The organism is Clostridium sp. C2-6-12 (assembly GCF_009928485.1).
GTDB lineage: Bacteria > Bacillota > Clostridia > Clostridiales > Clostridiaceae > Clostridium.
On sequence record NZ_JAABNP010000020.1, the window covers coordinates 1 to 25,781 of the forward strand.

A 25,781-nucleotide genomic window follows, 5' to 3' on the forward strand; every position below is an offset into this window, starting at 1 on the left:
TAGAAAATTAATTCGTTTAGTACTTATTTATCAGATCTCCCCAGGTAAGAGCACGTACTTTCACCTCATCCATCTGCCACATTTACTCTTTCTGTTTCGGATAGTTATTGGGCTTTACTTTGTTTGGCAAGTTTACCCACAGAATTGAGCCTCACATGTGATTCGTGTACCTCAGACCAAGGCTTTGCCGCCGACTTCCTTCAGATTCCACCTCACGATGGACACCCTTGTCTTAAGCTGATGGTTGGCACTATCAGCCCCCATTACGGACTTTCACCGATTAGCACGTGCCCATGCTGGGCACACCAAAAAATGGAACCCATATATAATGAGTTCCATAAAATATCAATATTATTCACTAATTCCTAAAAAAATATACAAATATTAAATACTCATTAAAAAGGTATTATTCAGTTTTCTGCAAAATAAATAGCCAGCGCCATAATAAAAGCCCCAGAACATAAAATAAAAAAAGCTATAAAATTTTTGCATAACTGATTTTTTATTATCCTTTTCCATGATTTTCTCCATTCTAAAATAAATAATTATAATCATACGAACATTTGCGTAATATCTATATTTAAAATTTATCTTTTTACCATTATAACAAAACGCGAAAAATTGTCAATAATTATTGACAATTTTTCACGTTTTGTTTTAATTTAATAACTATTTGTTAATACACTATTATATTATTATCACAATCCTAAAAATTTATTCAAATAATTTCAAAATTAAAAATCATATATAAATTCAAATTATTATTGTTTGCTTTACCTCAATTACATCTTATTCTTATATTTCCCACATATATTATTTTAATTATTTCCATTTATCAATAAATATTGTCTTTAACAATCCATAATAAAAATTAAGCAAATGCAAATAATAAAATAAGCTAATAAAGAAATAGGGTGAAACTACTAATGATAAACAGAAAATTTATTTATTTAATGCTTTTTATATTTATTTTTATAGGATGTACTTCTAAAAAAGTTAATGTGAAGAATAATCTTGAGCAAAAAGAAAGTGCTAATATATTACAAGTAAACTATAATAATTTTAATGGATTAAATATGATTGAAGATAAAATAAAGCTTAAAATTGATGGTAAATCCTTAGAATTAAAATTGCCAATATATTTAAATAAAAACAGATATTATATTTGTTTAAACGAATTGTCTGATAAACTTAATGGTACTATCAAAAAATCCGATGATTTACTAAAATTGAAAATTAAAAACAAAGATTATTCAATTGACTTATCCAGTAATATGATTAATTGCCCCACAAAGAGTTTTTATCTAAAAAAAACATTACTTAATGAGGGTAACATATATTATATAGGATTTTCAGACCTGTCTAATATGCTTAATCTCTACACCAGATGGGATAAGTCTAATAAAATAATTCATTGTAGCACAAATGGATTTAATAATTTAGATGTAAATCCATATAAATCAAAGATAAGTCAAATAGGACTTTTACGTTTAGAAGATGTAGGTCTGAACTCTGAGCCATATTGTAATAACTATTTTGAAAAACTCCGTATAATATCTGACTATTTAAGTAAACGGAAAATACCATATCATATAGCATGGATTCCTAGATATATTATTCCAAACTTAAAAATGGATAATGATCCTTTAGTTAAAAATAATTTTCAAATTGCAGAAATGGTATACAGCCTAGATTTCTTTTCTATAAATGGTGGTGTAATTGGACTACATGGTTATACTCATCAATTAGGAAATAGCGAATCTGGTTTAGGCTTTGAATTTGGGAGATATGAACCCTCTACAACTATTTTCAGAGAAAAAATAGTAAAAGCCATTGAAACAGCCGATTTTTTAGATGTACCAATTAATTTCTTTGAAGTTCCACATTATGAAATAACCTCCAAACAAAATAAAATAGCTGAAGAATACTTTAAGATATTATATTATCCTTTTAATGATTTTGGACTTAATAAGGCTGATTTGACAAAACCACAGCTTAGTCCATATAATCATTCTTCATATTATATTTCAACGCCTCTTAACTATATTCCCGGCGGAAAAGAAGATATTTCCCTCGCAAAACTAAAAAAGGCTAATATTAATAATATGGGCAGTGTATTTTATCATCCATATTTGGAAGATAGCTATATTTCATTAACTGAAGATACTAATGGTATTCCTGCTTTCATATATAAGGATAATTCAACTTTAAAAAAGCTAATAAACATACTAGAGGAAAAAGGATTTAAGATGATTAAAATTACAGATATTTAAGAAAATTTCATAAAATAAAACTATATTATGGTGTCTTAACTTTATTATTTTTAAGATAACATACTATAGTTTTATTTCTTAATCAGAATCTCTTTCCAAATATTATTCATTTAAATTTATACTTAAACACTTTATATTGCTCTTTTCTGCTTACTATCAGGCAGAATTTTAGCAGCAATTAACGTACTAATCAGTATAATAGAAAACCCTGTTATATACATTATTGTATATCCAAATTTTCCTTGAATCATACTAAATATTTGAGGATAAGCAAAATTTGCACCTGCTGAACCTAATACAGTTACAAACGCATAAGTTCCTGCAACTAATTCGTCCTTAACAACTTCTCTTATATATTTAAATAAAAAAGTTAAGTAACACGCATACATTAATCCATGCATTTGGTCTCCTAAAACTATTAATGGTACATACCCTGTTGAAAATAGGAATATCCTTATAGCTGATATTAAAAAGGCTACAATCAAATATTTTTTAGGATTCTGGCCTCTAAAAAATCTTCCAACAAGCATAAATGCTATAAATTCAATAAATACTCTAAAAAATATGGATTTACTATATATGCTATTAGCCAAGGCTGTATTACCTGTTATTTCAATCAAGTATGTTGAATATGCAAATTCAATTGCATTATAAACTCCAATGATTAAAATACTCGTAAATCCTAGAATTATTGAATTTTTATTTTTTAATATGTAGCTAAATTTTACTGTTTTCTTTTGTTCTTTTGATTCAATATTTCTAAACTTCAATATAATTATAAACACAACTATACATGCCATTATAATTCCTAATATGTGCATAGTTCTAAATCCATACTCTGAAATTATAGTCCCACTAAAAAGCACTATTACACCAAAGCCTATAGAACCCCATTTTCTTATTTGTGAATACTCCATTTTCTGCTTAACACATAACCCTTCAATATAAACATCATAAATTGTTCCAACTGTTTGTATAATTAACCCGTATAAAATTGCATAAAAATATATCATATTCCTGCTAACAAACATTAAAAGTATTATCATGGAAATTAGCCCGCATAAGTGCGTTATCATAAATTTCTTTTTACTTGAACTCAAAGAAAATCTTCCCACTAAAAATTGTTGTGCTAAAATTGCAAATAAAGCTCCTATAGATACTACTTTAGATACTTCGCTTAAACTTAGTCCAACAAATTGATTTAAATATGGAACATAAAAAGTTGTAACTATGCTAGTTACTCCATAGTGTATAAATGTAGATAATGAATAATAAAATTTAATGTTATTCTTCATATGATACTCCCTGCTTTTTAGTGCATTATTATAATATAGGTGATAACAATCTAATTATTGATTCCTTTATTCTAATAGTGATACTTCTATTTTTATAAATTTCTTTTGTCATTTCTTTAGAATTATTCATATCTCTAATAAATTGAGCTTCACCCTCTTGTGCAATTCTATCATCAAAAATAAAAGCATTAACTTCAAAATTCAATTTAAAACTTCTAATATCCATATTAGCTGTTCCTATACTCATAACCTTACTATCTGCCACTATTGTCTTTGCATGAATAAATCCATTTTGGTAATTATATATCTTTATTCCTGCCTCCAACAATTCTCCTATGTAAGAACTTGCTGCCCATTGCATAAAAAAGTGGTCAGGTTTCCCTGGTATTATTATTCTGACATCAACACCAGATAATGCTGATATTTTTAAAGATTCCAATATGGGTGAATCTGGCACCAAGTATGGTGTTTCAAGATATACATTTTCTTTAGCATTATTTATAAGCTTAATATAAGCATTTCTAATATATTGCTCCTTATGGTCAGGACCACTAGTTACAATTTGTATGCCAACATCCCCCACATTCTTATTGGTATTTGAGGAATACTTACTGTAATCTTCAATTTCTTCATCTGCAGCATGACACCAGTCAAGGAGAAATCTTTCATTTAAATCATCTACTGCTTCCCCTTCAATCCTTACATGAGTATCTCTCCAAAAACCTACTTCTGGATCTTGACTTATGTATTCAGCTCCAACATTAAAGCCTCCAAGATAACCATACTCTCCATCAATTACAACTATTTTTCTATGATTTCGGTAGTTTATACGAGTATTTATATGTGGCACAATTCCTGGGAAAAATAATGAAAACTTTCCGCCTGCTTCAAGATACTTTTCAATTGCTTTTTTAGTTAGCTTTCTAGATCCCATACTATCTACTAACATTCTAACTTCTAAACCCTCTTCAGCTTTTTTAGTAAGTTCTTTTATTATTTCTTTTCCAAGCATATCATTTTTAAAAATATAATATTCTATATGTATATATCTCTTAGCATTTTTTATATCATCTATTAGTTGCTTAAACTTATCTTCTCCATTTATATATACCTTAATATTATTATTAGTAGTATATTTAGCTCCTGAATGGTTAAAGTTCATATTTCTTAAATCTACAAACCTCTCCCCACCATCGTGAATTGGGGCATCAGAATCATAGTTTTCATTTGTATTCTTTCTTTTATATTCATCAACACGTATTTTTTCTTTAAATATCTTTTGTCTGCTTAAATTTTGCCCTAGTATAATATATATTATAAATCCAATGCCTGGTAAAACCAGTAATATTAAAAGCCATGCCCAAGTTGTAGTTGGATCTTTTCTCTCTATAAATATTAATGATAAAGAAAAAAGTATATTTAAAAATAAAGTCACAACAATTAAAACTAACAGTATATTCATGTTACCTCACTTCCTTTATTATGCGAAACAATTGGTGATCAGTAAGGCTGTTTATATAATAATAAAAAATCTATAAACAGCATCTATATTATTGTATCATGATTACACAAGTTATATTAATTATTTTTTAGTGAATATTTATTTTTAAATATAAATTCCCAAAATAAATTTCTATCCTGCAAATCTTGTTAAGAGAATTTCCATGTTACTCTTAAATGGATTATCTTTTCCCATAAGCATCATAATTTGATTTCTTTCTATTTTAAACTCATGATTTGAAATTAAATAGTTACATATTTCCGTATCATATGTATTACAATCTATTGATATGCTTTCATAATTAATATTTTTAGCATATTGGGTACAAGCTTTCATAATAGCATCAATAGCTTCTTTATAATCTAAATTTCTGTCTATTACAGCCAATTTTATTTGTAAATTCTTTTCTGAACTTTCTCTTATTGATTTAGTATAGCAAATTAAAATACCTTGAATTTTGTCATTATATTCCAAGGCAAAAACAGTCCCAAAATCTTCATTTTTTATCATTTTTAATTCGGATGATAAGTTAAAGTTATAAAAAATTTTATTAGTTAGCATATTTAAATTTTCCTTTACATTTAAAAAATTCACTTCATCATGAATATCAATTTGTTTTACTATATATTTTGAACACCATTTCAATTTCTTTAACTCTATATCATGAATCTCCTTCTTTAAATTTAATGAAAGTTTTAGTGGTGTAAATCCAAGGTTCATATAAAATCCAACATTATATGATGATTCAGGCATGGTATTTAATCCAATTGTTGAAACTTTATATTCTTCTTTTAGAATTTTTATAGTATGTTCTATTAATTTTTTTCCAATCCCTTGGCTTTGATATTCATGATTTACTCCTAAAGGTCCAAACCATGCAAAAGCTCCCCATACATGAATAAAATTATATCCTACTACTTCATTATCTATTTCATATACTATACTTGAAAAGTCACTTTTTTCTATATATCCCTTTATCCCTTCAGTTGTTCTTGCATCATTTATTTTAAAACACTTTTTGTCTATTTCTTTTATTGCTTCAATATCCTCAAATTTTATCTTTCTTATCATCTAATAACCCCCACCTTCATAATATATTTATAGTTTAAACTTCATTTGAACATAATCTGAAAGCTCTTCTTCAAATCCTAATTCCTTATAAAGATTAAATCCTGCTTCTGTAGACTTTAGTTCTAAATATGATAATTTCATTTCTCTTGCTTCATTAACAGCTAACTTTAGAAGTTTGCCTGCTATACCATTCTTCCTATACTCAGTTTTAGTATAAACATTTAAGATATTTCCTATCTTACCTGATATAAAAGTTGGATTTGCTGGTTTATCAATAACTACTAAAAATACACTTGAAATAATTTCATTATTTTCTTCTGCAATATAAGCAATCATATCTTTATCAATATGATTAATGTAATATTCCTTAAGCTGTTTTTTTAGTTGATCTATCTGCTCAGATGATATATTTCCATAGTCCTCTTTTAAATAAGAAATTCTTATTTTTATTAACTCGTATATATCATTTATTCCAGCTTTTCTAATAACCATTAGTCATTCTCCTTTAAACCATAAATTCTTTAAAACCATCAACATATTTTGTTGGTATAAATTCAATTATTTCATATTTTGCAATTTCATTTATATAAAATGGATCTTCTTTGATTATTGAATTCACTTCTTTCTTATCCTTTGCATTACATAATATTATTCCCCCAATTCTAGGATCCTGTCTTCCTGAGCATATAAATTTATTAGCAATATAATATTTGTTTAAAAAAGCATTATGTTCCCCTAAATATTTCATGACAGTTTCAATTGATTTTTCATATTTTAAAATTATTATAAACATAATAATTTTCCCCCTTAATTCTGATTGTAAATAATTTATGTTACAATTACAGTGTAAATGACCAAATTTCCCTATTCAATAAAAGAAATTCAAGATTGTCCTAGTACAAAAGGAGATAGTATGCGTAAATATGAAGATATAATAAATTTTATTAACCATGAAATAGAAATGGGTTCTATAGTCCATGGACAAAAAATGCCTACTATAAGAGATTTATCAGATAAATTTAAATGCAGTAAGCAAACTGTTGTACATGCCTATGAAAAACTTCAATTTGATCACATTGTTTATTCAATTCCACAAAGTGGATACTATTTAGTGGATAAGAAAGAAATTTATAATCAAAAATCAAATAAAATAATAGATTTTTCTTCTGGTTCTCCAGATGAAAGCATATTTCCTTATGAAGAATTTCAACATTGCTTAAATCAAGCTATAGAAATATATAAAGGCTCACTTTTTAATTATTCGCCACCAGAAGGACTTTCTAGTTTAATAAATGTATTGAAAAAATATTTTGAAACTTATCAGATATTTTGTGATTTAGATAATATCTTTATAACTTCTGGCTCCCAACAGGCAATAAACATACTTTGCAGTATGCCATTTCCAAATGGCAAAACTAATGTACTAGTAGAACAGCCAACTTATCATGGCACACTAAAGGCTATCGAAACTACTAATACTCCTGTAGTTGGTATTGAGAGAAATTTTAATGGTATTGACCTTAATGAACTTGAAAAGAAATTTGCCATGGGTAATATAAAATGCTTTTATACAATCCCCCGTTTCAGCAATCCTCTTGGCATAAGTTATTCTAATAATGAAAAAATGCAAATTATTAAATTGGCTGAAAAATATGATGTGTACTTAATTGAAGATGATTATTTAGGTGAGTTAGAAACTAAAGCAAATACATTTCCTATGTACTATTATGATATTTCTGAAAGAATTATATATCTAAAAAGTTTCTCGAAAACTTTACTTCCAGGCCTAAGAGTTGCAGCCGTTGTTTTACCCAAATCACTAAGAAGTACATTTTACGAATATAAAAGATGGATGGATTTAAATACTTCTGTTATTTCTCAAGGAGCTTTAGAAATTTATATAAAAAGCAGAATGATAAATTCTAATAGAACTAAAATTCAAAAAATCTACAAAGATAGAATGAACATCCTAAAAAAAGTTTCAAGAGAAACTAAAACCTCTAATATGAAATGGCATATTCCCTACACTGGATTCTACAGTTGCCTCGAATTTACAGATAAGATTAATATAAATTGGCTGACAAAAAAATGTAAGGAGAAAAATATTCTATTCACAAATATGAACGAATCTTACTTAAGTGATTTTTTAAATACGAATAGATTAAAAATTAGTGTTGGAAGCGTTGGAGTAAATGATATAGAAAAAGGTATACGAGATTTTATAAAAATTATTAAAAATTAATATTTTTGTCACACTACTGCCACAATAAAAATATATATTAATAGTATAAGTTAACGCATTATTATTTCCCCTAAAATAATAATTAAAATAAAAAGAGAATGGATTCTATACAGTACTCCATTCTTTTTTATGCAAAAATATATTTCAAACTAACTATTTTACCACCTTAAAACCTTACTAAAAATTATTCAGTTTTAGTTTCATAAGCTTCCTCGCATGCTTTTAACAAAAATATGCCCGTAACTAATATTGAAGCAATATTTACAAAAGTAAGAAGATCATAATATTTAATTAAATCTATTAATATTCCATATATCAATGAACCTATAGGTACGGCCCCTTGAGAAAACATTCCAAGTATTGAGAAAAATCTAGACCTCATTTGATCTGGAACCAAATTTTGAAGATTGGTTGCAATTGGAGTATTTACAAATGCATTTGAAAATCCCATTACAAGACAACACATAAGCATTGATATAAATAAAATTGCCGTAGCCCCGCCAAAAATTTTTACTATTTGAGGGAAAAACAAAGCTGAAAACACAACTAATATAATAGTTTCAACAATAAGACCAGTCTTCATAAGTTTCTTTAAGCCTAATTTTTTTAAATATGCAGAAATACCAATATTACCAAACAATATTCCTATTGTAAAAAATCCTATTAGATACCCATATTTATCTGAACTAAAACCTAATTCTTTTCTTAATGCATATGGGATTAATATATCTAGCATAGGCACTAATAAAAAATTCAAAACCATAGAAAAAGTAAATAATTGCATTAATCCTCTTTTACTTTTTATATACTTTAAAGTTTCAAAGTTTTCACTAAATATAACCTTCATATCTATTTGCTTATCAGTTTCTATTTTCTTATTATAAATAATAAACATTGAAAATACAGCTGATATTATAAAAGAAAAACCATTTATAAAAAATACAGTTTTGATTCCAAACACTCCATAGATTATTCCTCCTAGTGCTGGTCCTAAAATTGCAGAAGCTGCATCTAATGCTCCTTTAGTAGAATTTGCTTCTATAAGTTTATCCTTAGTTATAAGTTCTGGCATCAATGCACTTGAAGATGCATTAAACAAACTATCCATTATAGATATAAATACTTGAACTATAAATAAATAGTAAATATTGAAATTTCCTATCATTGCAAGTATTCCTAAAAGAGAAAGCAATACGCCTCTTCCAATATCTGTAGTTATCATTATGCTCTTTCTGTTTTTTCTATCCCCTAGAATTCCTGAAAAAGGAGCTGTTAAAAGTGCAGGAGCAAGAGTTAATATTGAAAAAAGTCCCATCAAAGTCCCAGACCCTGTAACATCCAATATATATAACGGAAGTGCTATAGCTTGAATTCCACTCCCAATTAAAGATACAAACCTACCTCCTATAAACATTAAAAAATTTCTATTATTTCTATCCATTTAAAATTTACTCCTCCCAAATTAATCTTATTTCTTTATTTATCTTTTGATTAAATTGGAGTTATTAAAAGTTATTAACTTTCAATCCAACTACTACATTTAAACACTATTTGTTTTATTTTACATATAAATAGTAACAAAATTCACTACATCACAATTAATCTTTGGTATATTTATTAAGCATTTATATAATTAATTTATATTTACTTTACCACCCGCATCAATATCTCCACTTACACTTTTGCAATTTACACTATTTCCACATTTCACATAACCATCTATATTTCCACAAGTAACAGAATTCCCTGCATCAACATTTCCACTAATATCTTTACAATGAACAGAATGTCCTGCACCTACATTTCCACTCACATCATAACATTCAATTGAGCCACCTGCAGCGGCATCATTTGAAACATTTCCACATTTCAAATTCCCATAACATTCAACATCAACAGCCTCTCCATCATATTCAACATTTAAATTGTATCTACCAGCTTCACCTTTTTTAAGTAGCTTTCTTCCTATAAATGCTACAATTCTTAACTTTCCATCATCTGCCCATCCAATGCTTGGAACATCAGCTTCATTTTCATATTTTTTTCCTCCATTTGAAGAACTTGAGATCATTTCTTCTGCTTCCTCAACATTTATTTTTCCACTCTTATATAATTCAAGTATTTTTATTATACTAGCATTTGCCATACTATCAGCTCCTTCAATTAGATTATTAGGCATATTTACTATTTTACAAGTATCATCAATAATAACTTTTCCCGAACATTCTAAATTTTCAATAATACAATCATTAGATAATGTCACATTTTGTGCCTTAACTACTTTTGCTTTTAGCCCACTTGCTTCTAAATCAGTACATTCAATCACATCAACTAAGGAGTGACTTAAAGATACTCTACGTCCCAAGTACATATTTGTAAGCATTAAAAATTTTGTTGGAATTTTTGAATTTTCTAGCCCGCCATTTTTATTTATTATAGTTATTTTATCCCCATACATCCTTGAAATTGAACAAACTCCATCTATATATATTTCATCAGCGGATACTTCTCTATTACAGGTAATAACTCCATCACAAGTTATATTATCTGCTTCCAATTTAGCTCTTCTTATCTTTAAGACACCGCTTACTCTCGCCTTTTTTGCTTTAATATTTTTAAAAACCCTTCCTAGCCCATCACACACAAATTCATTTGCATCAATTTCTCCATTACTTTTAAACATTCCTCCAACTGTAACTTTTTCTGCTATTATGCTTCCCTTTAATTTTCCCATGCCTTCAATAGAAACTTCTTTATACTCTCCACCATGTATACTTCCCATTCCACTAACTTTTGCATCCTGCAATTATCTCACTCCCTAAAACATAAATTTATAATTTAATAATTTCATTTACTACAGCTTTTTCAGATATTTTTATGCTGTTTTTATATTCAACTTTATCAATAATACACAAATCTCCAATCTCCACGTCTATACCGCTTATATAATCAGCTTTAACATATTCAATCAGAATCTTATCGCCTTCAATTTCTGTAACGGTCATAATAGAATTATTGTTTTTATTTCCATTCTTATAAGTTTTAAGAGGCATTGTTTTAGGTATACTTTCAAATTCCTTATCACTTTTAAAATTATTATTTATGATAATTTCACTTCCAAATAAACTTTCTATATTTATCTTTTTGCTAGGTTTTATATAGATAAATTCAGCATTTACACCTTCTAATTGTATTTCATTAAAACTATAAAATCTTTCACATTCTAATATCCCAGCATATTGTAGTAATGTAGCCGAAATAATATTTTTAAATTCAAATTCACAATTCATATTAAATGGATATAAATTTTCATAGGTTTTAGCTTTGAAATAGCCTTTGTAAGCTACGATATTATTGCTTATTGTCACAGGTCCTTTTATTGAATTTCTAAGAACATCACATTCTAAAAACTCTGCATTTAATATTCCAGTAACTGCAACTGTTAACGCCTTGCTATGCCCTTTTATTTGGACATTTCCCAAAATTCGTACATCTCCAAAATCACTATTAATAACTTCTACATTTCCAGCTACATTAAGCTTCCCAACATAAGATTCCTTAAGATTAACTTCACCTGCTGAGTTCAGTTTTTTTACATTAGCTTCATTTATATCTAAATTTCCTGCTGCATATACTCTATCCACTTCTCCACTTATAGTCCTATTTCCTAATGCCCATATATTTTTCTTCATAAATTAATTCGCCCCTTAATAAGAAAATTGCATATTTCCGTCTTCTTCCTCTTCACTATCAGTATCAAATTTAAAATTAAAACTCTTCCTATATTTCAATTTCATATTGCTACTAATATCATCCAACCTAAATTGCTTTATAATATTTAATCTACTGTCTAAAAATACCTGACTCTCTTCTTGATATATGGTTGCATAATAATCTTCAGCTTTATCAAATAGTACAAATATAAATCCCGTTGATTTTATATTTGAGCAATATCCCTTTATACCTGAAACCAATTCAATAACTGCACCTATTGATATATCCTTATCCTTTTTCAATTCAGAAATTGCAATCATTATAAGTACTTCAATGTAAGAAAAATTATTTTTTTCAAATCCTTTAATAAAAGCTGGAATTAATCCCTTGTTTATTTCTTCAATAATATTTAAGTCATCTGTAGTAAAATTTCTTTCTGAAACTTCTGGCGAAAGAATTTTAGCAAGTTCTTCAAGAGAATATTTATCTTTAAGTTCTTGTATTGCTCTAATTCTATTTAAAATTTTATTCTTTGGAAAAAAGGTTTCCTGCCCTGTGAAAGATGGTTGTTTAATAAACCACTCTTCTGGAATTAATCCTTCTCTTTTCCATCTATAAAGCTGACCATAAGAAATTTTAGTTTCATTTAATAAATCCTTTTTAGATATTAGCATGATCTACCTCCTGTGTAACATTGTTTTATTATATACAGTGTAACAATGTTTTGTTTCGTTGTCAAATTATTCTATTGGAGTAAATAAATATTTTATTGCCTGTAATCTTTTAAAATAAATAGAAAAGCATCAATAAACTGAATAAAATCCACTCAATTTATGATGCTTCATCACATATTAATAATCTTTATATAAAATATTCTATCACAGCATGACCACTACTATTAGGTTTATTGGAATGTATACTTACTGTGATTGTAGTTTCGTGCCAAAAGCTTGTGTTAATAGTACATGAAACCTCTTGGTTTGTTTTTACATTTTCCCATTGACCTCCGCCTCCATCAGAGGAAACTATTTTAACACAAAAGTTGCCATCCTCTGGAGTTGTAATTCTACCAAAAAGATTTACGATTTTTCCAAAACCATGTTTACTTCCTGTAAAACTATAATCTCCATTATTATCAAAAATAAAATCAAACACAAATGAATTTTTATTATCTCTACCATTTGAAGACATAGCAACTATACTTTCATTGGTTAAATTTCCACTTTCAAAAGTATTATTTAAATCCTTAAATATTTTTTCAAATACTATCTTCATTAAATCAAACTCCTATATTTTTATCAGTTATTTATATGTAATAGGAATTGAATTTAGAATTTCTAAATTTAAATTATTATTCTAATTGGAAAAGATATTTGTCATCTGTTAAGTAAGTGGTTTCAACTTCTTCATCACTCTTAATATTGGTTTTGCAATCAACCACTGATGTAATAAACTTATTATGATTAGGACTGAAAACATATTCTCTAGGCTGTCTACGCTCTGCTGCTTCCTCGTTGTTCTTAAATAATTTATCAGTCACAATAAATTTATTTCCCTGCATCTTACCATACATGGCTATGTTTTTTCCTCTATCATCTCCGTCTCCAAAATAAGTATAACAAACAAACTCATTTTTAAAATCAATCCAATTTATAGATAAATTTTTTCCTTCATAATTTTCTTCATACCTGGAAACTACTTTCTTATCAAAATCCACTTTATATAATCTAAATTTATCATGACGTGTACCATTTTCTTCTGTGCAATAAACAAACAATGTTCCATCTTCAAACACATTTTGAATTCTTGGCATACTTAAATCCATGGAGCTTTTTTCTCCAGTTTCTAAATTTAATTTTATTAGTTTAGCAAATTCTCCTATATAAATATTTTTCCCTGTTAAATCGAACTTACTATCAATTCCACGCTTAGAATAACTTTCATTTAAAGTATATTTTTTATGGTCATTATAATTTAATATTGTATATTCAGCTTTATCCGCTAATCCATACTTATTATAGTTTTCTAATTTGCTCACATAAGAAATATAGCCCTGTTTAATCAACTGAACATTATAATCCCATAAATCCTGCTTCTCTTTTGCTTTTTTACTTCCTGGAAGTCCATTTACAAATTCTTTATCAAGATCTAAAACCTCTTCAAGCTTTCTTTCTTTAGAGTCAAATACAAATGCCTGCTTTTTATTCCCAACTAGTATTAATCCATCAGTTCTATTATATGGGAAATCATATAACCTTGTTATATTGCTGTCATTCAATATTTCAGTACTTTCATCACTTTCTATATTGTAACTATATAAAATTAGATTTTCACCACGAAGTTTTGAGTCTTCTCTATCAATCACTAAAATATTTTCCTCATCTATCCAAAATAATACTCTTTTATTTTCAAGCCCACTTAATTTCTTTTTTAAAACAGGTGTATTTTTAGGTTTATTATCTTCTACCTTAAGCAAAACCTCTTTTTTCACATCTTCTGATACCCTTATTTCATTAGTTTTAGAACATCCACTAACCAAAGATGCAGACAAAGCAAATACTAGAAATAAAAGACTAGTCTTAGCTATATTTCTCACTATACCTCCCCTAAATATAAATAACAGGCAAATATATTACTATTTAGTCTGTTATTTTATTTAATTCTTTCTTAATTATTCTATAGGATTAGAATTAACAAATCCTTTAACAATTTCATCAGTATTTTGAGTATTTCCAAAGAATGAAACCGAATAATATCTATCTTCTTCATTCCAAATATAGTGCATAGACGAACCTTCTCCTTCTTCTATTGGTTTTACTTCATATTTAAAAACTTCTTTATTATTAATATTTAATTTATCAGCTTTAAGTTGCATAATTTGATTAGTTTTCCAGTTTTTAATGCTTCTATATCCATTAGTTTTTATTTCATTATATTCTTTAGCATTTTTTCCTTCTGAAAAAGTTATTGAACCATTTTTGTTTGAATAAAAATTATTAAGCTCGTAATTAATCTTATTATTTTTAATATCAGAATCATAAGAAATTCCAACTCCTGAATCATTTATACTTATATCTTCATTAATCTTTAAAGGAAGCTTTGGATTAAATCCAAGAAGATTTTTCGCCTTTTCTAAATCTTCTTTATCGTAAATATCCATAACACCTATTTCTGTTGAAACTTCACGCTTTATAGGTGAATAATCAACATTTTTAGCTTCTTCTGGATATTTTATAGATTCTGCTATTTTCTTTATAATATCTTCAGAAAGATTCAAACTATTTTTGCTAGTTTTATCTCCCTTCTTAATTATTGAATTATATTTTATACTATAAGATAATCCTTCATTATCCCATACAAAATACTTATATGTCTCCGTATATCCCTCTGTTGTAACACCATTTTCAAGTTTTTCAGATGGCGCTGTAATTGATAAAGTTACGCTCTTTCCATTAATTTCTCCTAATTTCATAGCTTCTTCTTTAGCTTCTATTTTAGGCTTTTCAGTAAACTTCATTTTATCACTTTCCATATTTTTTAAGGCTGCTACATGTTCTGTTTTAGATACTTGAAATGTAATATCAAATGGCAATTGATTTTGCCCCTCAAAATATATTTGTACTATGTTATCTTTGTCCACAACTCTTCTAACCTGAATTGCTCCTAATTTGTTTCCTTCAGGAAGAAAATTTGGTACTTTGAATTTAAAACCTGCTGCCTGTTCAGCTTTATTTATATCATCATATGCTTTTAAAGGTGCCTCAATAATAAACTTATGTTCTCCATTTACAATTGAACTGCTACTGACAGCTGTTAAAGCAATACTATTTGTATCTGCTGCTTTTACAAGAGAACAATTTGCTGCTGTTATAGCTGCAATTACCATACAGCTTAATATAGCTTTTTTAGAAATTTTACTTGAATTTTGTTTGAATTTTTTTATCATTTTAATTTCCCCTCACATATATATTTATTTTGAAATAACCTTAATATGGTTTTCATCAAATCACTGTTACATCACTTCCTTGCTTTTATAATTCTCATATTTTAATTTTCCATCATTATCAACAGTTGCTATGAATCCATCTTTAATTTGAATAAGTTTCCCACCATATTTAACTTCATCGCCATCAGTTAAATTCTTAACTACTCCTTCAATACTTTTATTAATTAATATTTTACTTTCATTGTTAAAATATAAATCACTTCTAGCTATCTCTGATTCTAAATTCATCTTTTTCCAACTAGATGTATTTTCACTAATCTTGCCATAAACTATACTTGATATTTTATCTCCATTAAGTTCACCCATATATATTACATCATTCCTATCAATACTCAGAAGTGATAATTTCTTATTCGTGTTAAATGTTAATTGCTTATTAGGACTTGTAATAAAAAATTTATTAGTTGCCTTATCTTCATAAATTAGTCTATCTTCATGTGGTATTACTTGCATATTGCCTAAAACTTTAGCATTAATATCAACTTTCGTTAACTTTTCATTTCTATCTACCCTATAAACTATATTTCTTGAACCACCTTTACTAATATCTATATAATATACATTTGTAAGAACTGATGTAGATATATTTTCCACTTTCATGTTTTTTTCATACTTGCATATTTCTTTTACAAAAGTTTTAGAAGTATTTGCTGCGTTACATGTTATAAGTTGAATTTTTTCTACTCCATCTTTTCTCACTTTTTCTACTATTGTAAGAATATCTCTTCTATCTAGCCATTTATAACACATAATCTCTTCATTTTCTTCCATTTCAATTTCACTTACCTTGCCTGTTTTAATATTTTCAATATATACATTTTTATCCTTAATATATGTCAAATATTTTCCTTCATATGATAGCTCAATTTTATCAGCCTCACTAGGAACGCTACCCTTAATATCTTTTGTAAAATCTTGATCTATCTTTAATTTTTCACTTTTAAATTTTGATGAATTAGCAAAAACAAAATTATCTAATATATATAAACCACTTATCTGTAATAATAATGATAATGCTACACAAACAATTAATTTTTTCATATTGTTATAACTCTCCTAAATTTATTTCACAATAACTGCCGTTGGGATTGTTCTCTCTCCCATACTATTTGATGGTGTATTTATAATCTGTCCAGCATAATACATTGTTGTAGATTTTCCACCATCTAAATTAATTGCATTAATAGCTCCTAGTTTATATAGTATTTCCTGTACTTCTTTATAGGTTGCGCCTAAACTTGTTAAACTTCGTCCATCAATAACCATAAGAATTATTGCACCATCTTTTCTTTGTCCAATTGCTGTTCTCGGTGCTATCCCTCCATCTATTGTTATGTCCGACATCTTACCGTTCACTATAAGAGTAGGACCAAAGCTTAATGCTTCTTGAACTCCTAATCCTTTAAGTTGATTTTCTGAATACTTTCCTACAATTAATTTTCCATCTTTAGTTATTCCAAATAAATCTGTTTTACTATTTTGATCCAAGCTATTCCATACCTTTTTGCCATTACTAACCACAATTCCATCTGGAAATGCTCCTGTTCCTGTCCACTCAACTGAGGATTTATCAATGAATGCGCCTCCATTAACGGCAGCAATAGCACCATTATTTTCAGCAATTTCAGATGTAGTTTCACCCTCCTTTTCTAATTTAGAGCTAATTCCTATTTTTACTCTTGTTGAATCCTTTATAACAAGATAATATCCTTTATACTTTGGATTATCAGCTATATAATAAGGTTCTATAGAATCATCCTTAACCTCAGGAATTTTAACTTCATTAACATCAGTAGTTTCATCTCCAGATTCAAGCCCAGTTTTACCTATAATGCTTTCTATTTTTTCATTTGATAAAAAACAAGTAGCTAAATATTGGTTTTTCATTGAACCCATTGCAGCTCCAACATAATTTCTTTTAGCATTTTCAAATGGCCCATATAAAAGCAAAAATGGGAAGGTACATACAGTTATAATTAATTCAATTACTAAAAATGCTAGCACTGTTCTAATAGATACTTTATTGTTTTTTTGTCTTTTTCTTTTTTTTAACTTTCTTATGTGTATAGACTTTGTAGTCTTATTTTGGTGGTATTCACTCATCTTATCCTCCATATAAAGAATAATAAAATATTTTCACAACTATAAGAATGATTTACAATTCATAACTTATGTTTTATTTATTCTCTCTATATATATTACTTTTAAAATGTTTCAAAAGTTGCACAAGATGTTACAAACATGTTAACTTTACATCAATTATTACAATATTTTCCTGAATAGCTATTGTTATTTCTCCATTATGCTCATCTACAATAGACTTACAAATATATAATCCTAATCCATTACCTTCTTGGTCTTTAGCATTTTCTCCTCTTACAAATGGTTCAAAAGCTTTTTCTTCAAAATCTGAATTTATATTTTCACTTATATTAGCTATTGTCACTTTATAAAATCCATCACTTTTATGTCCATCAATCTCTATTTCTCCATATTCAATGGAATACTTATAGGCATTTTCTAATAGATTTAATAATAAACTTTTTATCTCATCATATATTCCAGCAATAGTTCCTTCTTCAATATTTAACTTTACTTTTATGCTATTGTTGTTTCTAATTTTCATTTCTTCCGAAACTTCATTTAACATTTTTCCAATATTAAATTCAGTTTTTTCTCTGCTTAATATTTGACCTCTTGATACCTCTAATATACTTGATATCATGCTGTTTAATTTTGCACTTTCTCTTTCAATAGAATTTATTGCCTGCTTTCTAAATTTTTCATTGTTAAAATTTGTTTGTAAAAGTTCCGCATATCCAGATATAGAGGTTAAAGGAGTTTTTAGTTCATGAGTAATGTTGCAAAAAAAATCTCTTCTAGTTTTCTCCAAATGATGAGTAACTTCTATTTGTTTTTTTATCTGTGTTCTCATTTTATTGTATTCATAAGCTAAATCACCAATTTCATCTTTATTATTATGCTCTAATACCTCATATCCATAGTTACCATTTGAAATTTCCTTAACACCTTTTAATAAATTTTCTATGGGACGAGTTGATTTTCTCATTATTATATAAGTTAAAATTAAAATAATAAAAAATAAAATGCTCTCTACCAAAGTAAACAACAAATATATATTGTTATTATTAATAATAATATCTTTATAATCTCTAATAATTTCAACTATACCCACACATTCCTCATTTGAATATAGTGGGTATGCAAAATATCCCTTGTATTCATTATTTTCCTTGTTAAAATAAACATATGCTTTATTTTCCTTAGCCTTATTAATATGTTGATTTATACTTTTATTAACTTCGCCCTTTACACTTTGATATTGAAGCCCACCATTTTCATCATAAATACCTACCGTTGAATTATTACCTTCTGATAAACTCATAGCTATTTTAGGACTATTACTTGCAAAAGTCTGCTTATCTAAAACTTTACTATTTATCCTGAAATATTGGTTAATAAAATCTGTTGAATTGTTTTGCTGCATTGTCATATCATTTTTTATAGTATTATTACTGCTATAATCTACTATGTTTTTTACAACTATATTTAAAGCTACTCCTCCTAAAATTAATAAAATTCCAATTCTTATAGCTATCTTAGTTCTTAATTTTCTATTTTTCATATAGCTGCCTCATCTTATATCCAACACCAAAAACTGTTTCTATATATTTATTTTCTCCATCTTCAATCTTTGCTCTTAACCTTCTAACATGTACATCTACTGTTCTAAGCTCTCCAAAATAATCGTAACTCCATATTTTATCTAAAAGCTCTTCTCTCGAAAATACTTTTCCTCTATTGGTTGATAATAAGTAAAGCAATTCATATTCTTTTGGTCTTAAACTTATTTCAGTTCCTCTTTTAATAACAATTCTACCCTCTTCATCTAAATATGTTTCTTTTCCTACTTCTATTAAATTCTTTTCTTTTTCTATCTTTACTGATTTTTCTACCCTTTGAAGGGACTTATTAACCCTAGCTATTACTTCTTTTATATGAAAAGGCTTAGTAATATAATCATCCGCACCTATTTCTAACCCCAATACCTTGTCCACAATATCATTTTTAGCAGTGACCATGATTATTGGAATATCTCTTTCCTGTTGTATTTTCTTACATACTTCAAATCCATTTATATCAGGTAACATCAAATCTAAAAGTACTAAATCAGGCTCAAACTCACTATTTTTCTTTAAAGAATCTATCCCATTTTTACTAATCTCAACTGTAAAACCTTCCATTTCAAGAGCAAATGTAAGCATTTCTCTTATACTAGTATCATCCTCTACAATTAAAATCTTATTCCCCATATTGTCCTCTTGTATACTCAAGCTTTAGTTAAACTCAATATACTTTTCCTTTCATAATATTTACACTATAATTTATATCCTAAACTAGATTTTTTCAACTCATATAATATTTCATATTACCATTCTACCATTTATTTGTTACATAAGTGTTTCCTTACATAAAAGTTATTATATTCATAAATATAATTTTGCATTTGATAATAAAATAATTTACTTAAATAAAAATAAAAGCATGCTTGAAACAGAAATTACTTTTAGTAAAATCATAGTTTCAAACATGCTTATGTTTTTAAATTACTTAACTTCTATTCTATTATAATTTTTCTTACCTCTTTTAATTAACACTGCACCATCTTGGAAATCTTCTTCATTTAAAGTTCTATTTACATCTTCAACTTTAACTCCATTAATAGTAAGACCACCTTGTTCTATTAATCTTCTACCTTCTTTTTTAGATGGTAAAATCTTAGTAGATGCCATTATATCCATTATTGGTAATCCAATTTCTTCTTTAGTTATTGTTACTGTTGGGACATTGGACATATCAGCACCACCTGCAAATAAAGCGGCTGCTGCTTCTTCTGCTTTCTTAGCTTCTTCTTCACCATGAACAAGCTTAGTTATTTCAAATGCTAGTACTTTCTTAGCTGTGTTTATTTCTGAACCTTCTAAACTTCCTAACCTTCTTACTTCCTCCATTGGTACAAAAGTTAATAATGCTAAACATTTTTGAACATCTGCATCATCAACATTTCTCCAATATTGATAGAAATCATATGGAGAAGTTTTTTCCGGATCAAGCCATAATGCTCCACCAACAGTTTTACCCATCTTTTGACCTTGGCTGTTAGTAAGTAAAGTACAAGTCATAGCCATAGCTGCACCTTGAGCTTTTCTTCTTACTAGTTCAACTCCAGCAATCATATTAGACCATTGGTCATCTCCACCAAGCTGCATTTTACAATTATACTTTTGGTTTAATTCATAGAAATCATAACCTTGCATTAGCATATAGTTAAATTCTAAGAAAGATAATCCCTTTTCTAATCTTTGTTTAAAACATTCAGCTGAAAGCATTCTATTTACGGAGAAATGAACTCCTACTTCTCTTAAGAAATCAACATAATTAAGATTTAATAACCAATCTGCATTGTTTGCAAGTATTGCCTTACCATCTGAAAAGTCTATAAATTTCTCCATTTGTTTCTTAATAGATGCAACATTATGTTCAATGTCTTCCTTTGTAAGCATCTTTCTCATATCAGTCTTACCACTTGGATCTCCAACCATAGCTGTTCCACCACCAATTAAAGCTATTGGTCTGTGTCCTGCTCTTTGCATATGAGCCATAAACATCATAGCTATAAAATGTCCTACATGTAAACTATCTGCTGTTGGATCAAATCCTATGTAAAAAGTTATTTTTTCATTTTCTAATAACTTTCTTGTTTCTTCTTCATGAGTAAATTGTTTTATGTATCCTCTTTCTAATAGCTCATCTAATACGTTTGCCATTATAGTCCCTCCTAAAAATCTTCTTAAATAAAAATTTATCATAACAGATATAAAAAATAACTCTGTATAAAAGCTTCCATTATTTAAATCACTTATTATAGTATATCCTCAACCTTAGCTTTTGGCAACAAGGTAAAGCGGTTAAGTAAATAAAGCTCCTGGTAATATTACTTTAAAGCTATGCTCAATTCTAGAATTGATAAATCTAACTCTTCTTTTCCCCTTGAAAGAATTTTTAATAATTCCTAATCCTCTTCCACTAGATAAAAATCTTTTTTTATCATCTAAAGAAATTAATTTTTCATAAAGCCAAATATTTCTTTTGTTGTAATTAATACGTTCACCTTTAATATTTTCACCTATAAATTCACCTGGACTTGTAATTATAATATCATCTATATCAATGACTACCTCTATTACCTTATTTAAATCAAAATATTCTCTATATAAAACTGCATTTTTTATTGCTTCATTTATTGCTTGTGCTGGATATTCCTTAGGTAAAATATTTTTTATCACTTCTTCTGCCTCATCAATCATAGACAAAAGATTTCCTTGAACTATATGTAATTCTCCATTTTTATGATTTAATTTATTAATAATTTTTATCATATTATTAGGAATATATATATAATTTTGATCTGAAAATACAAGTAGTCCTCCATAAGTACATTTAAGAGATGTGCCATCCCTATGCTCAAAAGTTATGCCTGTGCTAAGCAATAAAAACTTTCTATTTTCTTCATTAATATCTATTCCCTTTTTATTAAAATATTTATTAACCAACTCCATGTTTAGCATACTAATTTCACTTCTTATTAATGGGCAGGTTTCAATTGTCAAGCTTAGATTTTCTTCAAATAAAGCGATTAATTCCTGCTTCCTCATTACATCTGTAGTTGAACCTCTTCTAATATAAAAAGCTCCATTTTCTCTTACCTGATAAGGCTTCTGATATCCATCATAAATAGATATAACTCCTATTTTCTTATTTTGGTAATCAACAAAATCTACTTCAATTGGAATTGGCGGCTCACATCTTGTTGAAATTATTTGTTGTATCTGTTCTTCACAAAACATATCGTCTTCTTGTATTCCTATAATTTCTTTAGTCTTATCTTGAATTCCAACAATTATATATCCTCTTCCACCATTTGAATTAGCTATAGCACATATATCCTTAGTTAATTCTTTCTTTCCTGTTTCATTATAAAGTTCTAGTCTTAATTTAAAATCTAATTTTATGCCTTCCTGTTTCTTTATCAAAACTGATAACTTTTTACTATCCATAACTACACACCCACTTATCAATAATAAAGAAGAAATATACACGTCTAATTAAAAAAGCACTCTTATTAAATATAATAAGCTTGCTTTATAATCATATTATTATATTTTAAATATATGCCCACTTAAAACTCTATTTTTCCCACTTTTCTTAGATTTATATAATAAATCATCTGCTTTATTAATGAGTTCACTAATATCTGTACCATTTAGCGGGAAAAATGAAATTCCAAAACTAGCCGTCACTGATTTATTTTGTCCCTCAAAGCCTACCTTACTCTTCTCTAAATTTCGTCTTATTATTTCAATTTTATTATATACACTATCTTCTGTTGTAAAATCTGTAATGTATAAAATAAATTCTTCTCCACCATACCTTGCTAAAATATCTTTTGAATCTATACCGCTTGCTACAACTTTTGCTGTATTTATTAATATTTTATCTCCAAACTGATGACCATATGTATCGTTAATCTTTTTAAAATCATCAATATCAATCATTGCTATTGCAAATTTATTGCCACTTTCTTTTTTTATATTCTTCTCTAAAAACTCAAAAAAATACTTTCTATTGTATATTCCTAATAAAGAGTCTCTTTGATTTATTTTCTCTAATTCTTTATATAATAAAGAATTTTCTATTGCTATAGCAATTTGATTTGCAATTGAGCGTAGAAATACTTTCATTTCTGTGTTCAAAAATTTGTAAAGATTATGTTCCACAACTATATATCCAATAAATTTATCTCTTAATTTTATTGGCGACCCCATAATCGAGTGTATATTGATTTTATGCTTTTCATTTCTTTTTATTGGCGATTCTGAATTAATTAAGAATTCATCGCCACTATTTATATTTGCAAGTTGATCAGAAGTAAAATTTATCTCTTCTTCTTCAATATTGCTGGCCTTAATTTTCAATTCTCCATCCTCAATTAAAAAGATTGTCGAATAAGTAACTCCTAGTATTCCAATGATCATATCATTAATCATAGACATTAAATTATCACTACTAAAAAAAGTATTTATATATTTGCTAACTTCTATTATATTAGACAAAGAATCTATACTCTTTTCTAATTTCATATTTTTTATGTTCATTTCTTGTCTATGCTGTTCAGTAAATCTCTGATAATTTTCAAATTCTGTTTTTAAAGAATAATATAGTTTCTCATAATCCTGCATTTATTTGCACCATCCTCTAACCATAAACACTTCATGATTATTTAACAACTCTTCCTTACCAATGTTTTATACTTGTTACTATTATACTATAATTACTAATATAATTGAATAAAATTATAATATGCTATTAAAAATAATTTTTATTTGAACATCCCAGTTTCCCAATGTCTATTATAAATTCTATGAATTTGCAAAATATATTTAGGATAAACTATATAAAATGTAATAAGGAGATGAAGTAATGAAATTCTTACAATTAATTATGAGTATATTTATATTCTTATGTATTTGCTTATTGTTCATTAAATTCACCAATTCGCTATTAAACATAATATTATTAATTTCACTGGTTGTATTCCTTACTAAATTATTAATTCAAAAATATACAAATCATTATTAGTCTATGCAATTTTATTCTACAAACTAATGAATCCTAAAAATTTTTATATTCTTTTAGGATTCACTTAATGCTTTTTTATTATTTTTCCCAAGGTTTAGTATTTAAATATTCTATAAACTCTTTTTTCAATTCTTCTTTCTTTAAAGCAAATTCTATAGTTGCTTCTAAAAATCCAAGTTTATCTCCCACATCATATCTTTTGCCTTCAAAATTATATGCATACATAGCTTCTTTACTTATCAAAGTCTTTAATGCATCAGTTAATTGAATTTCTCCACCTTTTCCTGGTTTAGTATTACCTAGTATATTAAATATTTCTGGTGTTATAATGTATCTTCCAAGTATAGCAACATTGCTAGGTGCTTCTTCTATTGAAGGCTTTTCTACTAAATCCTTAACCTTGTAAACTCTATCTTCAATATGGATCCCATCTACTATTCCATATTTTGAAACATTTTCTTTTGTTACAGTTTGAACTCCTAAAATAGTAGTTTTATATTCACTATAACAATCTATTAATTGTTTCAAACAAGGAGTCTCACTATCAACTACATCATCACCTAATAAAACTGCAAAAGGTTCATTTCCAACAAAAGTTTTTGCGCAATAAATAGCATGACCTAACCCTTTAGGTTCTTTTTGTCTTATGTAGTGTATATCAACCATTCCCGAAATATCTCTAACTAATTCAAGAAGTTCCGATTTTCCTGCTTTCTCCAGCTCTAATTCTAATTCTATTGATTTATCGAAATGATCTTCTATACATTTTTTATTTCTACCTGTGATAATGAGAATTTCTTCTATTCCTGAAGCAATTGCCTCCTCTATTATATATTGAATTGTTGGCTTATCAACTATTGGAAGCATTTCCTTTGGTTGTGCTTTGGTTGCTGGTAAAAATCTTGTTCCGAGACCTGCTGCTGGTATAATTGCCTTTTTAACTTTCATGACATGTCAT

Annotated in this window: 22 protein-coding genes; 2 read left to right on the forward strand and 20 right to left on the reverse strand. The window is 27.5% G+C overall.

Translation table 11 applies throughout. The features are described from left to right. Window positions 1–926 precede the first annotated feature (926 nt). Window positions 927–2,273, forward strand: coding sequence for a DUF2334 domain-containing protein (locus tag GXK56_RS16480; protein ID WP_160689359.1), 1,347 nt, complete (start codon window positions 927–929; stop codon window positions 2,271–2,273). A gap of 131 nt (window positions 2,274–2,404) precedes the next feature. Here GXK56_RS16480 and GXK56_RS16485 read toward each other — a convergent pair whose 3' ends face one another. From GXK56_RS16485 to GXK56_RS16505, 5 genes are all read right to left on the reverse strand, one after another. Continuing rightward, the gene (locus GXK56_RS16485) at window positions 2,405–3,568 is read right to left on the reverse strand and encodes an MFS transporter (protein ID WP_160689361.1); all 1,164 of its coding nucleotides are present in this window, start codon (window positions 3,566–3,568) and stop codon (window positions 2,405–2,407) included. Window positions 3,569–3,596: 28 nt separating this feature from the next. Further along, window positions 3,597–5,030, reverse strand: a complete 1,434-nt coding sequence (gene cls / locus GXK56_RS16490) for a cardiolipin synthase (protein WP_160689363.1) — start codon at window positions 5,028–5,030, stop codon at window positions 3,597–3,599. A gap of 171 nt (window positions 5,031–5,201) precedes the next feature. After that, the gene (locus GXK56_RS16495) at window positions 5,202–6,140 is read right to left on the reverse strand and encodes an N-acetyltransferase (RefSeq protein WP_160689365.1); all 939 of its coding nucleotides are present in this window, start codon (window positions 6,138–6,140) and stop codon (window positions 5,202–5,204) included. A 27-nt stretch (window positions 6,141–6,167) separates the two neighbouring features. After that, entirely contained in the window at window positions 6,168–6,632 is a 465-nt protein-coding gene (locus GXK56_RS16500) for a GNAT family N-acetyltransferase (RefSeq protein WP_160689367.1), read from the reverse strand. Window positions 6,633–6,645: 13 nt separating this feature from the next. After that, the gene (locus GXK56_RS16505) at window positions 6,646–6,933 is read right to left on the reverse strand and encodes a YciI family protein (RefSeq protein ID WP_160689369.1); all 288 of its coding nucleotides are present in this window, start codon (window positions 6,931–6,933) and stop codon (window positions 6,646–6,648) included. A 120-nt stretch (window positions 6,934–7,053) separates the two neighbouring features. Between GXK56_RS16505 and GXK56_RS16510 the strand changes: the two genes are divergently transcribed. Next, window positions 7,054–8,382 carry a PLP-dependent aminotransferase family protein gene (locus GXK56_RS16510; RefSeq protein ID WP_160689371.1) on the forward strand — a complete coding sequence of 443 codons (1,329 nt, stop codon included), beginning with the start codon at window positions 7,054–7,056 and terminating at the stop codon, window positions 8,380–8,382. 184 nt (window positions 8,383–8,566) lie between these two features. Here the strand turns inward: GXK56_RS16510 and GXK56_RS16515 are convergent, their stop codons facing one another. From GXK56_RS16515 to galU, 15 genes are all read right to left on the reverse strand, one after another. Next, on the reverse strand, window positions 8,567–9,823 hold the full coding sequence (locus GXK56_RS16515; protein ID WP_160689373.1) for an MFS transporter: 1,257 nt from the start codon (window positions 9,821–9,823) through the stop codon (window positions 8,567–8,569). Between the two features lie 192 nt (window positions 9,824–10,015). Next, window positions 10,016–11,188 (reverse strand): hypothetical protein, encoded by a 1,173-nt coding sequence (locus GXK56_RS16520; protein WP_160689375.1) that lies wholly within the window; start codon window positions 11,186–11,188, stop codon window positions 10,016–10,018. A gap of 25 nt (window positions 11,189–11,213) precedes the next feature. Next, a complete protein-coding gene (locus GXK56_RS16525; protein ID WP_160689377.1) occupies window positions 11,214–12,074 on the reverse strand; it encodes a hypothetical protein in 861 nt (286 codons plus the stop codon). 15 nt (window positions 12,075–12,089) lie between these two features. Beyond that, entirely contained in the window at window positions 12,090–12,770 is a 681-nt protein-coding gene (locus GXK56_RS16530) for a DUF4004 family protein (protein WP_160689379.1), read from the reverse strand. Window positions 12,771–12,957: 187 nt separating this feature from the next. Next, window positions 12,958–13,371 carry a hypothetical protein gene (locus GXK56_RS16535; protein WP_160689381.1) on the reverse strand — a complete coding sequence of 138 codons (414 nt, stop codon included), beginning with the start codon at window positions 13,369–13,371 and terminating at the stop codon, window positions 12,958–12,960. Window positions 13,372–13,447: 76 nt separating this feature from the next. Further along, a complete protein-coding gene (locus GXK56_RS16540; RefSeq protein WP_160689387.1) occupies window positions 13,448–14,692 on the reverse strand; it encodes a hypothetical protein in 1,245 nt (414 codons plus the stop codon). A 75-nt stretch (window positions 14,693–14,767) separates the two neighbouring features. After that, entirely contained in the window at window positions 14,768–16,042 is a 1,275-nt protein-coding gene (locus tag GXK56_RS16545) for a peptidase M56, BlaR1 (RefSeq protein ID WP_243156153.1), read from the reverse strand. Between the two features lie 66 nt (window positions 16,043–16,108). Next, window positions 16,109–17,143, reverse strand: a complete 1,035-nt coding sequence (locus GXK56_RS16550) for a dipeptidyl-peptidase IV (protein ID WP_160689389.1) — start codon at window positions 17,141–17,143, stop codon at window positions 16,109–16,111. Window positions 17,144–17,164: 21 nt separating this feature from the next. Beyond that, complete coding sequence (locus GXK56_RS16555) at window positions 17,165–18,205, reverse strand: phosphodiester glycosidase family protein (protein WP_160689391.1); 1,041 nt, start codon at window positions 18,203–18,205, stop codon at window positions 17,165–17,167. A 130-nt stretch (window positions 18,206–18,335) separates the two neighbouring features. Beyond that, window positions 18,336–19,748 (reverse strand): HAMP domain-containing sensor histidine kinase, encoded by a 1,413-nt coding sequence (locus GXK56_RS16560; RefSeq protein WP_160689393.1) that lies wholly within the window; start codon window positions 19,746–19,748, stop codon window positions 18,336–18,338. Next, on the reverse strand, window positions 19,738–20,436 hold the full coding sequence (locus GXK56_RS16565; protein WP_160689395.1) for a response regulator transcription factor: 699 nt from the start codon (window positions 20,434–20,436) through the stop codon (window positions 19,738–19,740). Before GXK56_RS16565 ends, GXK56_RS16560 begins: the two co-directional genes overlap by 11 nt. A 294-nt stretch (window positions 20,437–20,730) precedes the next feature. Further along, on the reverse strand, window positions 20,731–21,951 hold the full coding sequence (tyrS, locus tag GXK56_RS16570; protein WP_160689397.1) for a tyrosine--tRNA ligase: 1,221 nt from the start codon (window positions 21,949–21,951) through the stop codon (window positions 20,731–20,733). 141 nt (window positions 21,952–22,092) lie between these two features. Beyond that, the gene (locus GXK56_RS16575; protein ID WP_160689399.1) at window positions 22,093–23,241 is read right to left on the reverse strand and encodes an RNA-binding domain-containing protein; all 1,149 of its coding nucleotides are present in this window, start codon (window positions 23,239–23,241) and stop codon (window positions 22,093–22,095) included. A gap of 99 nt (window positions 23,242–23,340) precedes the next feature. Beyond that, window positions 23,341–24,423, reverse strand: coding sequence for a diguanylate cyclase (locus GXK56_RS16580; RefSeq protein ID WP_160689401.1), 1,083 nt, complete (start codon window positions 24,421–24,423; stop codon window positions 23,341–23,343). A 478-nt stretch (window positions 24,424–24,901) separates the two neighbouring features. Then, window positions 24,902–25,771, reverse strand: coding sequence for a UTP--glucose-1-phosphate uridylyltransferase GalU (gene galU, locus GXK56_RS16585; RefSeq protein ID WP_160689403.1), 870 nt, complete (start codon window positions 25,769–25,771; stop codon window positions 24,902–24,904). Window positions 25,772–25,781: the final 10 nt, after the last annotated feature.